Here is a 17,049-nt window from a genome sequence, read left to right on the forward strand (position 1 = left end):
CAGCCTGTTCTCCATCATAACGTTAACGCGCGATACTTTTCACGCAGCCGGTGGCGCAGGCCCATTGCGGCCAGATTCAGCGATACGACGATGACAATTAGCAGCAGCGCGGTGGCGAACGCCATCGGTTGCACCGCATCGCTGTCCTGGCTTTGAAACGCCAAATCGTATATTTGATAACCGAGATGCATAAATTGCCTTTCGGGGTGCAGGAAAGGAAATGTCCCGCCCAGGGGAAGCTTCGGTGCCGATTTGATGACGCCTACCAGCATCAGCGGCGCGGTTTCCCCCGCCGCGCGCGCCACCGCCAGAATCAGCCCGGTCATCATCGCCGGCGCCGCGCCGGGTAAGACAACCCGCCATATCGTTTCAGCTTGAGTCGCGCCGAGCGCCAGCGTCAGCGCGGCCCACAGTAATCCGGGGGTGCCGAAGGTCGGTGCCGGCAAGGTGTCGGCATAAAAGAGTTTATCCAGCGAGCCGCCGACCGCATAGACGAAAAACCCCAGGCCGAAAATACCGTAGACAATTGACGGCACGCCGGCCAAGTTGCCCACCGCGATACGAATAGGCCGGGTCAGCCAGTGTCGAGCCGCATATTCATGCAGGTAGATAGCCGCCATAACCCCAAGGGGCATGACGATCACCGACATCAGTATCACCAGCAGCAGCGTGCCGGCCATCGCCGGAAAGACCCCGTTGCCCTCCCGCACGGGGTCATTCAGGCTAACGAAACGCCAGGTCTGCGCGGCCAGATGCCGCAGTTTTTGCCTCAGGCTCATCGCGTTGGGATACCAGAGGCTGTCGATATCGCTTAGCGGGATCACCTGACGCTGTCCCTGCGCATCGGCCAGCACCAGTTGCACGCGCCCCCGCTCCCGTTCGATAGCGGCCAGTTGTTCGCTCAATGCCTCATAGGCCGTTTGCCGTTCATTTTGCGCCGCCTGCTGGGTGGCCCGCTGCTGCTCGCTGGGCACGCCTTGCCGATGCAGTTGCAACGATTGCTGCTGTTCCACCTGGGCGGCCAGGCGGCGCTGAGCCGCAGCCGCTGTTCCAACGCGGCAGACATCGAAGCGGCGGTCAGCGGCTGCCCGTCCTCAACGCATGCCCGCTAGATAGCCGTAAAGCCGCGCACCGTTTCGGCGCTGTACCACCAGCACATCGGCCGGCAAACGGCTGGCGCGCACCTGCGCCGCCGGCAAACGATAGCTGTCCTCAGGGCGATTGCCGGTGCGAATAAGCCATATTCCCTGGTCCATCGGCACACCGGCCGTCGGTACAGGCGGCCGCTGCACGCCGACGCGCTCGCCCAAAAGCACGCCAGGTGGGCTGATTAGTTCAAAAAGATAGGCTGCGGCCACAGCAGCCGTAGCGACTGGCCGGTAAGCATCGCCAGCATCGCCAGCATCGCCAGTAAACTCAGGCTCACCGCCCCAGAGGTTAACCAAACCCACGGCCGGCCGGAATGCCACCATGCCTTCATTCGTCACCTCCACCAGACTGACGATAGCGGCGCCGCAGCCGTAAACGCAACAGCTCCGCGACGCTATTTATGATGAAGGTAAAGACCAGCAATAGAAGCGCGCTGAGGAACAGCACCCGGTAGTGCTCCGTGCCGCGCAGCGCTTCAGGTATCTCGATGGCGATATTGGCCGCCAACGCGCGCAGCCCCTGCAACACGCTACCGTCGACGCGCGGCAGGTTGCCGCTGGCCATCAGCACGATCATCGTCTCGCCCATGGCCCGACCCAGCGTCAACATAAAGGCCGAGATCAACCCGGCGCTGGCCGCCGGCAGCGTCACTCCCATCAGCGTCTGCCAGGGGGTTGCCCCCAGCGCCAGCGACCCCTGGATCAAACGGGCCGGTACGCCGAACAGCGCCTCTTCGGCGAGGGTAAACATTAATGGAATCAGCGCGAAGCCCATCGCGATCCCCACCACCTGAGCGTTAAGCGGATTATAATGTTCGCCCAACGTCTGGGAGAGCGGCATACCGAACAATAGGCGCTCCAGCGGCGGCACGAGGGTAAAACAGCCCCACAACGCCAGCGCGAGAAGCGACAGCAGACAAAGACATTCTACGCCGACGGGCCATCGGCGACGCCAGCGCGGCGGCCAGCCAGGTAGGCCACGGCAAGCACGAGCAGCGGCAACAACGTCGGCAGCAGCATAATGCCGCCGAGCGCGCCGGCCAAATGCGGCGCGAGCCACAGGCCGGCGATGACGCCGACGATCACGCTCGGCACCGCGCCCATAATCTCCATGGCCGGCTTTATCCAGCGGCGCAGTCCGGCAGACATGAACCAAGCGCTATACATGGCGGCGGCCAGCGCCAAGGGGGTAGCGAACAGCATGGCGCAAAAAGCGGCTTTCAGCGTTCCAACCGCCAACGGCATCAGGCTGAATTTCCCCGCGGCAAAACTGTCGCCGGCCGGCGTGGACTGCCATACCCACGCCGGCGCTGGGTAACCGGGATACCAGATTTTTTCGGTCAGCGTGCGCCAATTCATGTCAGGCGCGCCGAGCGACAGGGCCCACACGCGCCATTCGGCGGAACCGGCACGCATGAGCGCCTCCCCCCACGGCGACAGCGCCAGAGGCGGCGCCGAGTCACCATCAGCAGAGTCCGGCGGTGCCGCCCCGGCAAGCCCATCGCCGCGCGCTGACAGCGGCGAACTTGCCGCAGGCAATCCCTGGTCCGGGGGTGTCATGCCCGGTATCGTCAGACGACCGCGCGGATGCGCATCGCGCACGCTAAACAAGGTTAACGTCCCGGCAGAGTCGAGTACGGCAAAGGCCTCCCCGGCGCGCCGGCGCCAGAAACCGCGGCCCGGTATCGCCGGCGACGTCAAACCACAGCGACAGATGGCCGGCGCCGTTGCGCACCAACAACGCGCCCTCCGCCAGCAAGTATGAACAGCGATAGCGGACCGGCCGTGGCCAGCGCCACCTGTTGGCGTAGTCTGGCGCCGCCGGCGTCAAGCCGCCAGATGCTGAGCTGGCTACCGGAAAGCACATAGAGCAGATGCCCATCGGGTGAAAGCAGCAGCCGATCCACCTCTTGGCCGGGCGACGTCAGATATAGACGCTGCACCGCCCCAGCGCCGACCGCCGCGCTCGTAGTCGAGTTTAGAGCCGAGGCCGCGCTTGGGGTCGGGGTCGCGCTCGAGTTCGATGTATAGTTCAGCACCACAACGGATCCGTCCGCAAGCTGTGCCGCCGCGACCGCCCGATCCGCGTCGGGATAGGCCAACGCGATCCGGCGCAGTGTCCCGTGCTCCGTTCAACGAGCGCGTGATCCCCTGCCCCGCGCGGTCAATAGCCCAGGCCCAGCCGGCGTTGGCGTCGATGCCCAGCGTTAAGAGCGCGCTCTCCGCCTTGGCGTCATCACGAGACCACGCCGAGGTGGGAGACGACGAGGGCGGTACGCCGGAAGGCGGCACCGGCGCGGCAGTAGGCGCCCCCCCGTGCAGCGGAAAGCGACACTTGCGCAGCGGCGAGAGGCACCCGTGCAGGGGAAGGCGGCTCCGGCGCAGCTAAAGATAATGGCGGCTCAACGCTCGCCGCCGGCGAGGAATAGGCGGCCAGATCCGTGACGACACCAACGGCCAGCGCGCGGAATAACGGTAGCACCACCCACAGCAGATAACAAAAAATCAGCAATAGGGCTAAGAGCACCAGCAAACCGCCGCCGCTCACCGCAATGCGCGTCAGTCGATCGATGACACGACGCGACGCCGCGGTGCAGATGTGAGAAATCCTTTTTGGGCTCATAGACCTCGGTTAGCCAGCGACCAGAAGGGCGGTCCAAACAATGGGAAAAGCCTATGTTGCCTGTAAGAAAATAAGATAACAATCTTCGGCGGGGGTTTGTGGGTTATGTTGGACTTTGTCGCTCGGGAGACGATAATAGCTTAACGCAGGATTTTCCCTTCCTGAACAGATCAATGGAGTGGAAATGGGTCAGAAAAAGCTCTATATAGAGAAAGAATTAAGCTGGTTGTCTTTCAACGAACGGGTGTTGCAGGAAGCCGCCGATAAAAGCAATCCGTTGATAGAACGCATGCGATTTCTGGGCATTTATTCCAATAATCTGGATGAGTTTTACAAAGTCCGTTTCGCGGAGCTGAAACGGCGTATTCTGATAAGTGAAGAACAGGGCACCCGAGGCGCCTCACGCCATTTGCTCAATCGCATCCAGGCGAAAGTGCTTAACGCCGAGCAGGAATTTGATAATCTTTACAACGATCTGCTGCTGGAGATGGCGCGTAATCAGATCTTCCTCATCAACGAACGCCAACTCTCCCCTCGCCAGCAAGACTGGTTGCGGCAATACTTCAAACAACAGCTGCGCCAGCATATAACACCGATTCTTATCCAGCACGATACCAATTTGGTGCGGTTCCTGAAAGATGATTACACCTATTTGGTGGTAGAGATTATTCAAGGGCAAACGCTGCGCTACGCCCTGCTTGAAATCCCCTCCGATAAGGTGCCGCGCTTTATCAATTTGCCGGCCGAATCTCCCCGCCGGCGCCGGCCGATGATCCTGTTGGACAATATTCTGCGCTATTGCCTGGATGATATTTTCACCGGCTTCTTCGATTACGACATGCTTAACACCTATTCGATGAAAATGACGCGCGATGCCGAATACGATTTGGTTACCGAAATGGAATCGAGCCTGCTGGAACTGATGTCCTCCAGCCTGAAGCAGCGGCTGACCGCGGAGCCGGTCCGTTTTGTTTATCAGCGGGATATGCCCAACGCCATGGTGGAGCTGCTTAAGTCCAAACTGGGCATCTCCTCCTACGACTCGGTCATCCCCGGCGGCCGTTATCACAATTTCAAGGATTTCATCAGATTCCCCAACGTAGGCAAAGCCAATCTGGTCAACCGGCCGCTGCCGCGCTTGCGCCATGTTTGGTTCGATAAATTCCGCAACGCGTTCGACGCCATTCGCCACCATGATATCCTGCTCTATTTCCCCTACCACACTTTCAGCCATGTGCTGGAGCTGCTGCGTCAAGCGTCGTTCGATCCCAATGTGCTGTCGGTGAAAATCAATATTTACCGGGTCGCCAAGAACTCGCATATTATCGACGCGATGATCCATGCCGCCCATAACGGTAAAAAAGTGACCGTGGTGGTTGAGCTACAGGCCCGTTTCGACGAAGAGGCGAATATTCATTGGGCCAAGCGGCTTACCGAAGCCGGGGTGCACGTTATTTTCTCGGCGCCGGGGCTGAAAATACATGCCAAGCTGTTTCTTATCTCCCGCCGCGAGGGCGACGATATCGTGCGCTACGCCCATATCGGCACCGGCAATTTCAACGAAAAAACCGCGCGCTTATATACCGATTACTCCTTGCTGACGTCTGATGCGCGCATCACTAACGAAGTGCGGCGCGTGTTCAATTTCATCGAGAACCCTTATCGCCCGGTTAAATTCGACTATTTGATGGTGTCGCCGCAAAATTCGCGCCATATGCTGTATCAAATGATCGATCAAGAGATCGCGAATGCGCAGGCAGGCGAAGCGGCGGAAATTACCCTCAAGGTAAACAATCTGGTCGATCAGGGGTTGATCGATCGTCTCTATGCCGCTTCCGGCGTGGGGGTGAACATCCGCATCCTGGTGCGGGGGATGTGTTCGCTTATCCCGGATTTGCCGGGTATCAGCAATAATATTCAGGTGACCAGTATCGTGGACCGTTTCCTGGAGCACGATCGGGTCTATGTGTTCGAGAACGGCGGTGATAAAAAGGTATTTCTCTCTTCCGCCGACTGGATGACCCGCAATATTGATTACCGCATTGAAGTGGGCGTGGCGCTGCTGGATCCGCGATTGAAACAGCAGGTGCTGGATATCCTGGCGCTTTTGTTCAGCGATACCGTTAAAGCCCGATATATCGATGCCGATCTTAACAACTATTATCTTCCTCGCGGCAACCGCCGCAAAGTGCGCGCGCAAATAGCCATTTATGACTATATCAAACAATTGGAAAACGCTGGAGAGCAGGACTAATTTATGCCCTTAACAACGACGACCACGCTTTGTTGAATAAATCCGAAATTTGTGACGACTTCCTCCCTATCAGGGCGATTGTTACATGATGCGGACGCTGTTTGGCATTCCTAACAACGTGATCCGGTTAAGCGCTTTGACCATTGCCATAGCCTCACCTACCTGCGCGTCATAGTCATGCAGACTCAGATGACCACCCAGAAGTATTTTAAACCGGAACATGGCCGTTTCAGCCAGTGAACGCCGGTGATAACCTACTTTCTTTTTCCAGGTATCGTTATTGCCGCTCAGATGCTGATTTGCCACCGCATGGTTACGCTCATGGTATCGAGCTGGCCAATATTGCGCACCACTTCGCGGTGGGATAAGCGGCTTTATTTTTTTCCTCAGCAGAGCATCATGACAGTAACGCGTATCGTAAGCACTGTCAGCCGACGCTTCCCTGATTTTCCGGTGGGTTTGGTTAATCAGCCCGGGCAGCGCCTGCGCATCTGTCGTACCGCTTAGCGATAAATCGGCACAGATAATTTCATGTGTCGCGCTATCTACTGCCAGATGAAGCTTGCGCCATACTCTGCGCCTCTCAGCCCCATGCTGCCTGACTTTCCATTCGCCTTCGCCGAAGATTTTCAGGCCGGTGCCATCGATGACCAGGTGTGAGATTTCGCCGCGGGTTGGCGTTTTTATGCTGATGTCGACGGTTTTTGCTCGCCGGCTGACCAGAGAGTAATCTGGGCAGCGCAGCGACAGCCCCATCAGTTTAAAAATCGAGTCAACGAAACCCTGTAACGCCCGGAGCGAAAGGTTAAACACGCGCTTTATCATCAGAACCGTGGTAATGGCCATATCGGTGTAGTGAAGCGGCCGGCCACGATGTTCAGGTGGTGTACTCTCAGTCCATGCAGCAATGGCTGACTCATCAAGCCATACTGTCAGGTCCCCCCGCTGCCTGAGCGCATTGTTATATGCGGGCCAGTTGGTGATTTTAAACTTTTGCTTTGCCATGGGGACCTGATGTTGAAACGAATGTAGTGATCAGAGCCGCCAGTCACCTAAAAGTTCGATTTATTCAACAAAGCCCGACGACCACACAAAGGCCGGAAGAATTCGCCGCCATCGATCTTGGCTCCAACAGTTTTCATATGGTAGTGGCGCGCGTGGTCAACGGCGCCATGCAGGTGCTTAGCCGCCTGAAACAGCGCGTGCATCTGGCCGACGGCCTGGACGATGATCACCGCCTGAGCGACGAGGCGATGGAACGTGGCCTGACCTGCCTGGCCCTGTTCGCTGAACGCCTGCAAGGCTTTTCGCCGCTGCGGGTGATGATCGTCGGCACCCATGCTTTGCGTGAGGCGGTCAATGCGCAGGCCTTTCTTGATCGGGCGGCGGAGGCGATCCCCTACCCCATTGAGATCATTTCCGGCCATGAAGAGGCGCGGCTGATTTTTATGGGTGTCGAGCACACTCAGGCGGAAAAGGGCCGTAAGCTGGTGATTGATATCGGCGGCGGCTCCACCGAATTGGTCATCGGCGAAAATTTCGAGCCGCTGCTGGTGGAAAGCCGCCGCATGGGCTGCATCAGCTTTGGCCGTTTGTTTTTCCCGGGCGGTGAGATAAACCCGGCCAATTTCCGCCGCGCGCGGCTGGCGGCGGCGCAAAAACTCGAGACGCTGGCCTGGCAATACCGCATTATGGGTTGGCAGGTGGCGCTCGGCACTTCCGGCACCTTTAAGGCGGCCTGTGAAGTGTTAACCGAGATGGGCGCCAAAGACGGCCTGATCACCCCCGAGCGGCTGGAAACGCTGTGTGAGCAGGTGCTGCAGTTCACGCATTTCTCCGCGCTCAGCCTGCCAGGGTTATCCGATGAACGTAAAGCGGTTTTTGTGCCGGGACTGGCCATTCTGTGCGGTGTCATGGATGCCCTGGCGATTAAGGAACTCAAACTGTTTGACTGCGCCCTGCGCGAAGGCGTGCTGTATGAAATGGAAGGCCGGTTTCGTCATCAGGATATTCGCATGCGCACCGCGAAAAGTCTGGCGGAGCATTATAATATCGACAGCGATCAGGCCCGGCGGGTGTGGGAAACCACCGACGCGCTTTATCAGCAATGGCGGGTGCAAAACGCCGCCCTTGAACAGGTGCAGCTTGCAGCGCTGCTGAAATGGGCCGCACAACTGCACGAGGTGGGTCTGGGTATCAACCACAGCGGTATGCAGCGCCATTCGGCCTATATTTTGCAGCAGAGCAACATGCCCGGCTTTAATCAAGAGCAGCAACTGCTGCTGGCAACGCTGGTGCGCTATCATCGCAAAGCGATCAAGATAGACGATCTTCCCCGCTTCAATCTCTTCAGGAAAAAGAATTTTTTGCCTTGTCTGCAGCTGCTGCGCCTCGGCGTGCTGCTTAATAACCAGCGCCAGGCCACCTCACCGGTGACGGTGCAGCTTACTACCCAGGCTAATCACTGGACGCTGACGTTTCCCCCCGGCTTCTTCGCTCAAAACAATTTGGTGCAGTTGGATCTGGAGCGTGAGCAGGCGTATTGGGCGGATACCCCCGGCTGGTGTTTGCGAGTTGAGGAAGCCGACGCCGTCGCTGAATCGGTAACACCGTCGTGAGCCGGACGCTTTGCGGGCAGCGGGCGGGCGGTAGCGCTTTGGCGCCCTTGCGGGCCAAGGATCCGCTCTGCGCGCCGGCCAGTGATACCGCTCTCATGCTGGCCAAGGCTGCCCTCGGCGCGCCCACAGACGCTCTGGAATGCAAGCTGACCGAGGCCTCTTTTGGTGCGTCGGCCCGCCGTTGCGCTCTGGCAGCGGCCGACCGTAGCGCCTCCGAGCCCGTCGCGCGTGCGTCGCCACGGTGCGGCGTCCTTGAAACGGCGCCGGCTTATGCTCTACAATCGGCCCTTAAATCCGTTTCTGCCTCCGCCCGTAAGAGGCCAACCCTATGAAAGCGGCATTTTGCATGCGAAGACGACCCACCACCGGGCGCATGACCCGCTGGATATTGCTTATCAGTTTTATCATTCTCTTAGGCCGCCTGCTCTATGCCACGGTGGGCGCCTGGCATCATCATCAAAATAAACGCGTTACGCCGGCGGAACAGACCGTTAAGCTGACGCCGCCTGAGCGTCCCTGAACATCCTCACCGCCCCATTGCGGGCAAATTGCGACAAATCTACTTTCTTTTGACAGAATTACACTATCTTTACTGAGTAAGCGTCACTCTTTATCGTCCGAGCAGCCGGGAGGGAACAGGTAAATCATGCCAGCCGTAAAACATCAGGCCCCGCAACTCGCCGAACTACGGCGCCAGACCTTAAGCGTTTTACTGGCAAACCGTCCACTTATCGACAGTATCCTCAACCGTCCCACGCGGGAGCCGGTCGGCGATAACCGCCATCTGTTGGATCAAACCGCTGAACTGATAGTGATCGTGCGCCAATTGCACGCCGCGGATCTGGCGGATCTGCTGGAAAGCCTGCCCCACGACGAGCGCCTGGCGCTTTGCCGGCTGGTGGACAACAATAAGCGCGGCAAAACGCTGGTGGAAGCCTCGGAGAACGTCTGGGAAAGCCTTATCGCCGAGATGTCCAACCGCGATATTCTGCAGGCCATCAGCCCGCTGGACGTGGACGAGCAAACCTATCTGGCCCGCTACCTGCCGCGGGATCTGGTCGGCCGCGTGCTGACCGCCCTCGAACCGCACCGCCGCGCCCAGGTGCGCAAAATGATGCATTTCGACCGGGACAGTGTCGGTCACCATATGGATTTTGAACTGGCGACGGTCCGTTCCGATGTCACGCTAACCACGGTACAGCGCTGGCTGCGCTGGCGCAAAAAGCTACCGGAAAACAGCGATAAACTGTTCGTCGTCGACCGGCACAACACCCTGGTCGGTGAACTGACCCTATCCGCGCTACTGCTTAATCCGCTCAACCGGCGGGTGAGCGAGGTGATGGACGCGCATCCCACCACCTTTCACCCCGATGATCGCGCCGAAGAGGCCGCCAGCGCCTTTGAACGTTACGATATGATCACCGCGCCGGTTATCGACAGTAAAGGCAAGCTGATGGGCCGGTTGAGTATTGAACAGATGGCTGATCTCTACTTTGAAGAGAGCGACAGCAACCTTCGCCGGCTAGGGGGAGGGGGGGATCAGCCCGGAGGAAGATATTTTCGCGCCGGTACGTAAAGCGGTGCGCACCCGCTGGACCTGGTTGGTGGTGAACCTCTGCACCGCGTTCATAGCCTCACGCATCATTGGCCTGTTTGACGGCACCATTGCCCAGTTGGTCTCGCTGGCGGCGCTGATACCCATCGTCGCCGGCATCGGCGGCAACACCGGTAATCAGACCATTACCATGATCGTGCGCGCCGCGGCGCTGCATCAGTTGGAAAAAGGCAACGCCGGCTTTCTCATTCTGCGCGAACTGGGCGTGGAGGTCATCAACGGTCTGGTGTGGGGCGGTATTATGGGAATCGTCACCTGGCTGTTGTACGGCGAAGCCGGTCTCGGCGGCGTGATGATGCTGGCAATGCTGCTTAATCTGCTGCTGGCGGCACTGATGGGCGTGTTGATACCGCTGTTGATGATCCGCATCGGCCACGATCCGGCGGTAGGCTCGAGCGTGATGATTACCGCCATTACCGATACCGGCGGTTTTTTTATTTTTCTCGGCCTGGCGACGCTGTTTCTTATTCATTGACGCGGCCTGTCTATCGTCGAAGCCCTCTTCGCCGGCCGTGGCGGTCTTAAGGTCTTCTCTAAGGAACGTATTATGGAAAAAGTGACGCTCATTACCGGCGGATCGCGCGGTATCGGCCGCGCTCCCGCCCTACAGCTGGCCGCCGAAGGACACTGGGTCTGCCTAAGCTATTTGTCGCGTCGGGAATTGGCCGAAAACGTGGTAGAGGAAATACGCCAACAGGGCGGCAAAGCGCTGGCGCTCCAGGCGGATGTTGCCGATGAGTCAAGCGTGCGGGCGCTGTTCACCGAGCTGGACAGGCGGCGGCTGCCGCTCAGCGGTCTGGTGAACAACGCCGGCATGCTGCTGCCGCAGTCGAGTATCGAACATCTGGACGCCGCTCGGGTCAACGCTATCCTCGCGACAAACGTTACCGGCACGCTGCTCTGCGCCCGTGAGGCGGTCAGACGGATGGCGCGGCGTCACGGCGGCAGCGGTGGCGCTATCGTTAATGTCTCCTCGGCCGCCGCGCGTCTCGGTGCCCCCCATGAATACATCGATTATGCCGCCTCCAAGGGCGCGGTGGATACGCTGATCCTGGGGCTGGCCAAAGAGGTGGCGCCTCAGGGGATCCGCGTGAACGGCGTCCGCCCGGGTTTTATCGACACCGACATGCATGCCGCCGGCGGTGAGCCAGGCAGGATCGCGCGGGTGCAATCGACGCTGCCGATGCGCCGTGGCGGGCAGCCGCGTGAAGTCGCCGAAGCCATCGCCTGGCTATTGTCGGCGCGGGCATCTTACGTCACCGGAAGTTTTATCGATTTAGCCGGCGGCGTTTAGGGCCCTGAGACGCGCCCCTCAGGCAGGCGCGTCACTCCCGTCTTGCCGCGCCCGACGGGAGATCTTATGTTCTCGACGCGGTTATTCAATGGAAGCGCTGACCCCATGCGGGATTGTGACCCCGGCCGCTTTGCGCTAAAGTCTCCCGCCTCAACGGCATGGGAGGCAGCAATGTTTATTGGCTTTGACTACGGCACCGCCAACTGTTCGGTCGCGGTCATGACGGAGAAAACGCCGCGGCTGTTACCGCTGGATGGCGACTCACCCTATATGGCCTCGATGCTCAGCGCGCCCACGCGTGAAGCGGTCAGCGAATATCTGCACCGCATCTGGCACATCCCCACCGGCAGCGACGAGAGCCAGCAGCTGCTGGCGCGGGCGATACGGTTTAACCGCGAAGAGGGGATCTAGCTGCGTGACCATAGTCTGCAATTCGGTAGACAGGCGCTGGCCAGCTATATAGCCGATCCGGAGGACAGCTATTTCATCAAATCGCCAAAATCGTTTCTTGGTGCCAATGGTTTAAAGCCGCCGCAAATTGCCCTGTTCGAGGATTTGGTGTGCGCCATGATGTGCCATATCAAGCGTCAGGCGAAGGCGCAAGTGCAGGCAGAGATAACCCAGGCGATGATCGGCCGGCCGATCAATTTCCAGGGCCCCTGCGGAGATGAAGCCAACCGCCAGGCGCGGGGTATATTACAGCGCGCGGCGCCGCGGGCGGGCTTTACGGAGGTGGCTTTTCAATACGAACCCGTCGCGGCGAGGTGGGATTTTGAAGCCGGCCTAAGCGCGGAAACCCGGGTACTGGTGGTGGATATCGGCGGCGGCACCACCGACTGTTCATTGCTGCTGATGGGGCCAAAATGGCGCGAGCTGCGCGATAGACAGCATAGCTTGCTTGGCCACAGCGGCTGCCGGGTGGGCAGTAACGATCTGGATATTATGCTGGCGTTCAAACAATTGATGCCGCTATTGGGGATGGGCGGCGCGATGGACAAAGGTCTGGCATTGCCGGCGCTGCCCTTCTGGCAGGCGGTGGCCATCAACGATATTCCGGCCCAGAGCGAGTTTTACAGCAGCGCGAATGGCCTGCTGCTGCGCGATGCGGCCGAGCCCGAGGTCTTCGGCGCACTGCTGAAAGTTTACCGTCAGCGGTTAAGCTATCGGCTGGTGAAAAGCGCGGAGGAGAGCAAGATCGCGCTTTCATCCGCGCCGCGGGCGAGAGCGGAGTTGAATTTTATTCAACCAGGGCTGGGCACTGAACTCAATCCAACGCTGCTGGCGCAGGCCATCGAGCAGCCTTTGCAGCGGATCCTGGAGCAGGTCGACGCGGTGCTGGCGCAAGGAGGCGCAACGCGCCCCAATGTGGTCTACCTGACCGGCGGCAGAGCCCGTTCGCCGCTGCTGCGTCAGGCGCTGGCGGACAGTCTGCCGGGGATCCCGCTCGCCGGCGGCGATGATTTCGGCTCCATCACCGCCGGGCTGGCGCGTTGGGCGCAGCGTCAATTCCGCGCCTGATGCCCCGGCGTTTTACTCTGGCGGTGCCTACGGCGGCGGCCCGCGCCCCTGACCGACCTCCGCGCCGCCGCCCTTTATTCGCAGGGGTTGAGAGGCGGCGGCGCCGGTAACGTAAATTACCCCGCCAGCATGCCCTGTTTAACGATAAAATCGATGATAGCCTCCAGCCCTTCGCCGGTTTTCAGATTGGTAAACGCCCAGGGACGCTGGGGGCGCATACGGTCGGTATCGCTCGCCATGACCGCCAGCGAGGCGCCCACATAGGGCACCAGGTCGATTTTATTAATCACCAGAAAATCGGAACGCGTAATGCCCGGCCCGCCTTTGCGCGGAATTTTTTCCCCCTCGGCCACATCGATGACGTAAAGGGTTAAATCCGCCAATTCGGGGCTGAACGTGGCACTGAGATTATCGCCGCCGCTTTCCACAAAGATAATATCCAGATTGCCGAACCGGCGCGCCAGTTCGTCCACCGCCGCCAGGTTCATCGAGGCGTCTTCGCGGATAGCGGTATGGGGACAGCCGCCGGTTTCCACACCAACGATACGCTCCGCCTCCAGCGCGCCGGCCTCGGTCAAGATACGTTGATCTTCTTTGGTATAAATATCGTTAGTCACCACCGCCAGCTGGTAGCGATCGCGCATCCCTTTGCACAAGGCTTCCAATAACGCGGTTTTACCCGAGCCGACCGGTCCGCCGACGCCGACGCGCAGCGGTTGTTTGTAGTGTGCCATCTTGACTCCCTGCAATCGAGTTAACATACCGTTCCTGCATCGTGCCGGCGCCTCATGGACGGCGTGGACGGTCAGGAACGGAATAGACGTGAATATTGTGTTTCATGGCAGGCGGAGGAGATGACCTGCAACGGAAAACTGCCGCCCAGCGCCTCGTCTTCCAGGGAAGCGGCGCGTTGCCAGGCCGCCGCCAGCAATCCCTGGGCCGTTTGCTGACCGAAGGGCACCAATTTCAGGCCCGCCATTACCGCCCCTTCCAACGTGCTATAGCCAAAGCCGAGCGCCAGCGGCTCTAGCGGTATCCGCCACTGGCACCCTAACCAGGCGAGCGCCGCCAGTCCGCTTTGTTGCAGCGCCGGCAAGCGATCCGCCGTTAGCGGCAGCGACGGCCACTGCGCCATCAACCGCACCAGCGCTTGCCCACGCTGCTGCTCTTCCAGCCGCAGCTCATGGGTTTCGCGACAGCTTACCGCCATCGCCGCCCAGCGGGCAAAGCCGGCATCGTCCTGTTCGCGCGCACACAGATATAAACGCTTTAGCAGCGGCCAATCCAGGCAACTGAGCTGATCGTCGATGAGCTGTTGCTGCCAGCGGGCGAATGCCGCGGGGGAGTTGACCCAGCCGCACTCTACCGCCCACTCCAGCCCTTGAGAATAGGTAAATCCCCCTACCGGCAAGCTGGGGCTTATCAACTGCATCAGGCGCAGCAGCGCGCCGGGATCGTCAAATTCAGTGTTGATGGAGGTGTGCATGCCCGTGTCCATGCCCATGGTCGTGCGGCGTGCTTTGATAGGCACCCGCTTCCGGCTCGAAGGGCGCCTGCTCGACGCTCACCTCGGCCCCCAGGCCGCGCACCATGTCATCCAGCACATGATCGTGCTGGTAGCGCGCCCAGCCGGCAGCGATTTGCAGCGGCACATGCCGGTTGCCGAGATGGTAGCAAACGCGCGCCAGCAGAAGGCCATCACCGGCGATTACCGTGGAAACGGTTTCGGGGGCGGCAATGATGCGCACCACTTCGCTGACGTCATCGTTGGCAAGCAGGTCTCCTCCGCGCAACAGATGGCCGCGGGGCAGCAACAGCCCCGCCTCCCGCCCGTCATCCAGACGGATAGGCCCACGGCTTTTTAACCGCGTATCCAGCGCCAGCGGCGCGCTGGCGGTGACGGCGTGGGCATGGTCAAGGCGTTGGGTCAATACAATCATCCGCAGATCCTGTCGGTTTAAAAAAGAAAATAGCGTTGCGCCATCGGCAGCACCGCGGCCGGTTCGCAGGTCAATAGTTGACCGTTGGCGCGCACCTGATAAGTCTGCGCATCCACCTCGATAGTGGGCTGTCAGTGGTTGTTAATCATGTCCTTTTTGCGCACCGTGCGGCACTCGCGCACCTCGCCGATGAGGCTTGCGAGCCCAAGCCGCGCGGGCAGATCCTGCGCGCGGGCCGCCGCGGACATAAAAGTCATGCGCGTCGCGTGCCGGGCGCCACCCAGCGCGCCAAACATCGGCCGATAATGCACCGGCTGCGGCGTGGGAATGGAGGCGTTGGGATCGCCCATGGGCGCGGTGGCGATCATGCCGCCTTTGATGACCAACGCGGGTTTGACACCAAAGAACGCCGGCGACCAGAGCACCAGATCCGCCAGTTTCCCCGGCGCGATAGACCCAACTTCATGGGCGATACCGTGGGTAATGGGCCGGGTTGATGGTGTATTTAGCGATATAGCGTTTGACGCAAAAATTATCATTATCGCCGCGCTCTTCCGGCAGCGCGTCGCGCTGCTGCTTCATCTTGTGCGCCGCCTGCCAGGTGCGCAGGATAACCTCGCCGACTCGCCCCATCGCCTGGGAGTCGGAAGATAGCATCGAAAAGGCGCCCAGATCGTGAAATATATCCTCGGCGGCGATGGTTTCACGACGAATACGCGATTCAGCAAACGCCACGTCTTCGGCGATGCCGGCATCCAGATGGTGGCAAACCATCAGCATGTCCAGATGCTCATCAATCGTATTGATCGTATAGGACATGGTGGGGTTAGTGGACGGCGGAAGAATATTGCCAGCACCGCAAACGCGGATAATATCCGGCGCGTGGCCGCCGCCCGCCCCTTCCGTGTGGTAGGTATGGATGGTCCGATCGCCGATCGCCGCCAGCGTATCCTCGACGAAACCCGCTTCGTTGAGAGTATCGGTGTGGATAACGATCTGGACATCATAGCGGTCCGCCACGCCAAGGCAGCAATCAATCGCCGCCGGGGTGGTCCCCCAATCTTCATGCAGCTTCAGCCCGATAGCGCCCGCCAGCACCTGCTCCTCCAGCGCCGCCGGCAGCGAGGCATTGCCTTTGCCGGTAAAACCAATATTGACCGGCAACGCCTCCGCCGCTTGTAGCATGCGCGCCAGGTACCAGGGGCCCGGCGTGCAGGTGGTGGCGTTAGTGCCGGCCGCCGGGCCGGTACCGCCGCCAATTAGGGTAGTCACGCCGGAACACAGCGCCTCTTGCGCCTGCTGCGGGCAAATAAAGTGAATATGCGCATCGATTCCGCCGGCGGTAACAATCTTTCCCTCCGCCGCCACGACCTCGGTACCGGTGCCAATTGGCACCGTGACGCCCGGCTGCACATCTGGATTACCGGCTTTACCAATGCACAGAATACGCCCGTCCTTGACGCCGATATCCGCTTTCACAATCCCCCAATGATCGATAATCAGCGCATTGGTGAGCCCCAGATCGACACAGTGCGCCGCGGTCATTTGCCCCTGCCCCATCCCGTCGCGAATCACCTTTCCGCCGCCAAACTTCACCTCTTCGCCGTAACAGGTGTAATCCTGCTCGACTTCCACCCACAAATCGGTATCCGCCAGCCGTACAGCGTCACCGGTGGTTGGACCGAACATATCGGCATAAGCACGCCGCAAAATATGGCTCATGTCTTTGGCTCCAATTTGCCCATGATTTACACGCGAAAACCATACACTTCCCGCTTGCCGTCGTAGGGCACCAGTTGAACATCCCGCGCCTGGCCGGGCTCGAAACGTACCGCGGTGCCGGCGGCGATATCCAGCCGACAGCCACGGGCCGCGACACGGTCAAATTTCAGCGCCGGGTTGACCTCGTAAAAATGAAAATGGGAGCCGACCTGTACCGGACGATCGCCATGATTGGCGACGGTTACCGTGACACGCGGACGACCGGCATTCAGTTCGATATCGCCCGCGGCGATACGCATTTCACCTGGGATCATTGC

14 protein-coding genes and 5 pseudogenes are annotated in these 17,049 nt (G+C 59.9%); 6 read left to right on the forward strand and 13 right to left on the reverse strand.

Annotated elements, in window-relative coordinates; all coding sequences use genetic code 11:
* Positions 1-14: 14 nt before the first annotated feature.
* The 7 genes and pseudogenes from SOPEG_RS16365 to SOPEG_RS16380 form a co-directional block, all read right to left on the reverse strand.
* Positions 15-1,031, reverse strand: a pseudogene (locus SOPEG_RS16365) (PstA family ABC transporter permease); the annotation flags it as partial.
* A 63-nt stretch (positions 1,032-1,094) separates the two neighbouring features.
* On the reverse strand, positions 1,095-1,316 hold the full coding sequence (locus tag SOPEG_RS27770) for a hypothetical protein (RefSeq protein ID WP_148297115.1): 222 nt from the start codon (positions 1,314-1,316) through the stop codon (positions 1,095-1,097).
* A 14-nt stretch (positions 1,317-1,330) separates the two neighbouring features.
* Positions 1,331-1,480 carry a hypothetical protein gene (locus SOPEG_RS28370; protein ID WP_158382438.1) on the reverse strand — a complete coding sequence of 50 codons (150 nt, stop codon included), beginning with the start codon at positions 1,478-1,480 and terminating at the stop codon, positions 1,331-1,333.
* Positions 1,477-1,962, reverse strand: a pseudogene (locus SOPEG_RS30965) (ABC transporter permease subunit); the annotation flags it as partial. The pseudogene SOPEG_RS30965 and the gene SOPEG_RS28370, both read right to left, overlap by 4 nt.
* Before the next feature lie 113 nt (positions 1,963-2,075).
* The gene (locus SOPEG_RS30970; protein WP_417903420.1) at positions 2,076-2,564 is read right to left on the reverse strand and encodes a hypothetical protein; all 489 of its coding nucleotides are present in this window, start codon (positions 2,562-2,564) and stop codon (positions 2,076-2,078) included.
* 281 nt (positions 2,565-2,845) lie between these two features.
* Positions 2,846-3,091: a hypothetical protein gene (locus SOPEG_RS27775; protein ID WP_148297116.1), complete on the reverse strand. Its 246-nt coding sequence runs from the start codon at positions 3,089-3,091 to the stop codon at positions 2,846-2,848.
* Positions 3,092-3,384: 293 nt separating this feature from the next.
* Positions 3,385-3,771: a hypothetical protein gene (locus SOPEG_RS16380; protein WP_025246156.1), complete on the reverse strand. Its 387-nt coding sequence runs from the start codon at positions 3,769-3,771 to the stop codon at positions 3,385-3,387.
* A 184-nt stretch (positions 3,772-3,955) separates the two neighbouring features.
* Between SOPEG_RS16380 and ppk1 the strand changes: the two genes are divergently transcribed.
* The gene (gene ppk1, locus SOPEG_RS16385) at positions 3,956-6,025 is read left to right on the forward strand and encodes a polyphosphate kinase 1 (RefSeq protein ID WP_025246157.1); all 2,070 of its coding nucleotides are present in this window, start codon (positions 3,956-3,958) and stop codon (positions 6,023-6,025) included.
* 81 nt (positions 6,026-6,106) lie between these two features.
* On the opposite strand, the gene SOPEG_RS16390 is transcribed toward ppk1, so the two are convergent.
* Complete coding sequence (locus SOPEG_RS16390) at positions 6,107-7,030, reverse strand: IS5-like element ISSoEn1 family transposase (protein WP_025243834.1); 924 nt, start codon at positions 7,028-7,030, stop codon at positions 6,107-6,109.
* A gap of 26 nt (positions 7,031-7,056) precedes the next feature.
* On the opposite strand from SOPEG_RS16390, the gene ppx reads away from it, so the two are divergent.
* The 5 genes and pseudogenes from ppx to yegD all read left to right on the forward strand — a co-directional run bounded on the left by ppx (position 7,057) and on the right by yegD (position 13,070).
* On the forward strand, positions 7,057-8,643 hold the full coding sequence (gene ppx, locus SOPEG_RS16395) for an exopolyphosphatase (RefSeq protein WP_025246158.1): 1,587 nt from the start codon (positions 7,057-7,059) through the stop codon (positions 8,641-8,643).
* 328 nt (positions 8,644-8,971) lie between these two features.
* Complete coding sequence (locus tag SOPEG_RS16405; protein ID WP_025246160.1) at positions 8,972-9,163, forward strand: YfgG family protein; 192 nt, start codon at positions 8,972-8,974, stop codon at positions 9,161-9,163.
* A 126-nt stretch (positions 9,164-9,289) separates the two neighbouring features.
* A pseudogene (locus SOPEG_RS16410) lies at positions 9,290-10,733 on the forward strand (magnesium transporter).
* Between the two features lie 72 nt (positions 10,734-10,805).
* A complete protein-coding gene (locus tag SOPEG_RS16415; RefSeq protein ID WP_025246161.1) occupies positions 10,806-11,552 on the forward strand; it encodes an SDR family oxidoreductase in 747 nt (248 codons plus the stop codon).
* A gap of 171 nt (positions 11,553-11,723) precedes the next feature.
* Positions 11,724-13,070: pseudogene (gene yegD, locus SOPEG_RS16420) on the forward strand (molecular chaperone).
* 116 nt (positions 13,071-13,186) lie between these two features.
* Here the strand turns inward: yegD and ureG are convergent.
* From ureG to SOPEG_RS16445, 5 genes and pseudogenes are all read right to left on the reverse strand, one after another.
* Positions 13,187-13,804, reverse strand: coding sequence for an urease accessory protein UreG (gene ureG, locus SOPEG_RS16425; RefSeq protein WP_025246162.1), 618 nt, complete (start codon positions 13,802-13,804; stop codon positions 13,187-13,189).
* A 71-nt stretch (positions 13,805-13,875) separates the two neighbouring features.
* The gene (locus tag SOPEG_RS16430) at positions 13,876-14,568 is read right to left on the reverse strand and encodes an urease accessory protein UreF (protein ID WP_236851829.1); all 693 of its coding nucleotides are present in this window, start codon (positions 14,566-14,568) and stop codon (positions 13,876-13,878) included.
* Complete coding sequence (gene ureE, locus SOPEG_RS16435) at positions 14,534-15,010, reverse strand: urease accessory protein UreE (RefSeq protein ID WP_025246164.1); 477 nt, start codon at positions 15,008-15,010, stop codon at positions 14,534-14,536. Before ureE ends, SOPEG_RS16430 begins: the two co-directional genes overlap by 35 nt.
* Before the next feature lie 17 nt (positions 15,011-15,027).
* Positions 15,028-16,732, reverse strand: a pseudogene (ureC, locus tag SOPEG_RS16440) (urease subunit alpha).
* Between the two features lie 26 nt (positions 16,733-16,758).
* Entirely contained in the window at positions 16,759-17,046 is a 288-nt protein-coding gene (locus tag SOPEG_RS16445) for an urease subunit beta (RefSeq protein WP_038468957.1), read from the reverse strand.
* Positions 17,047-17,049 lie beyond the last annotated feature (3 nt).

This window comes from Candidatus Sodalis pierantonius str. SOPE, from assembly GCF_000517405.1.
Classification (GTDB): domain Bacteria; phylum Pseudomonadota; class Gammaproteobacteria; order Enterobacterales; family Enterobacteriaceae; genus Sodalis_C; species Sodalis_C pierantonii.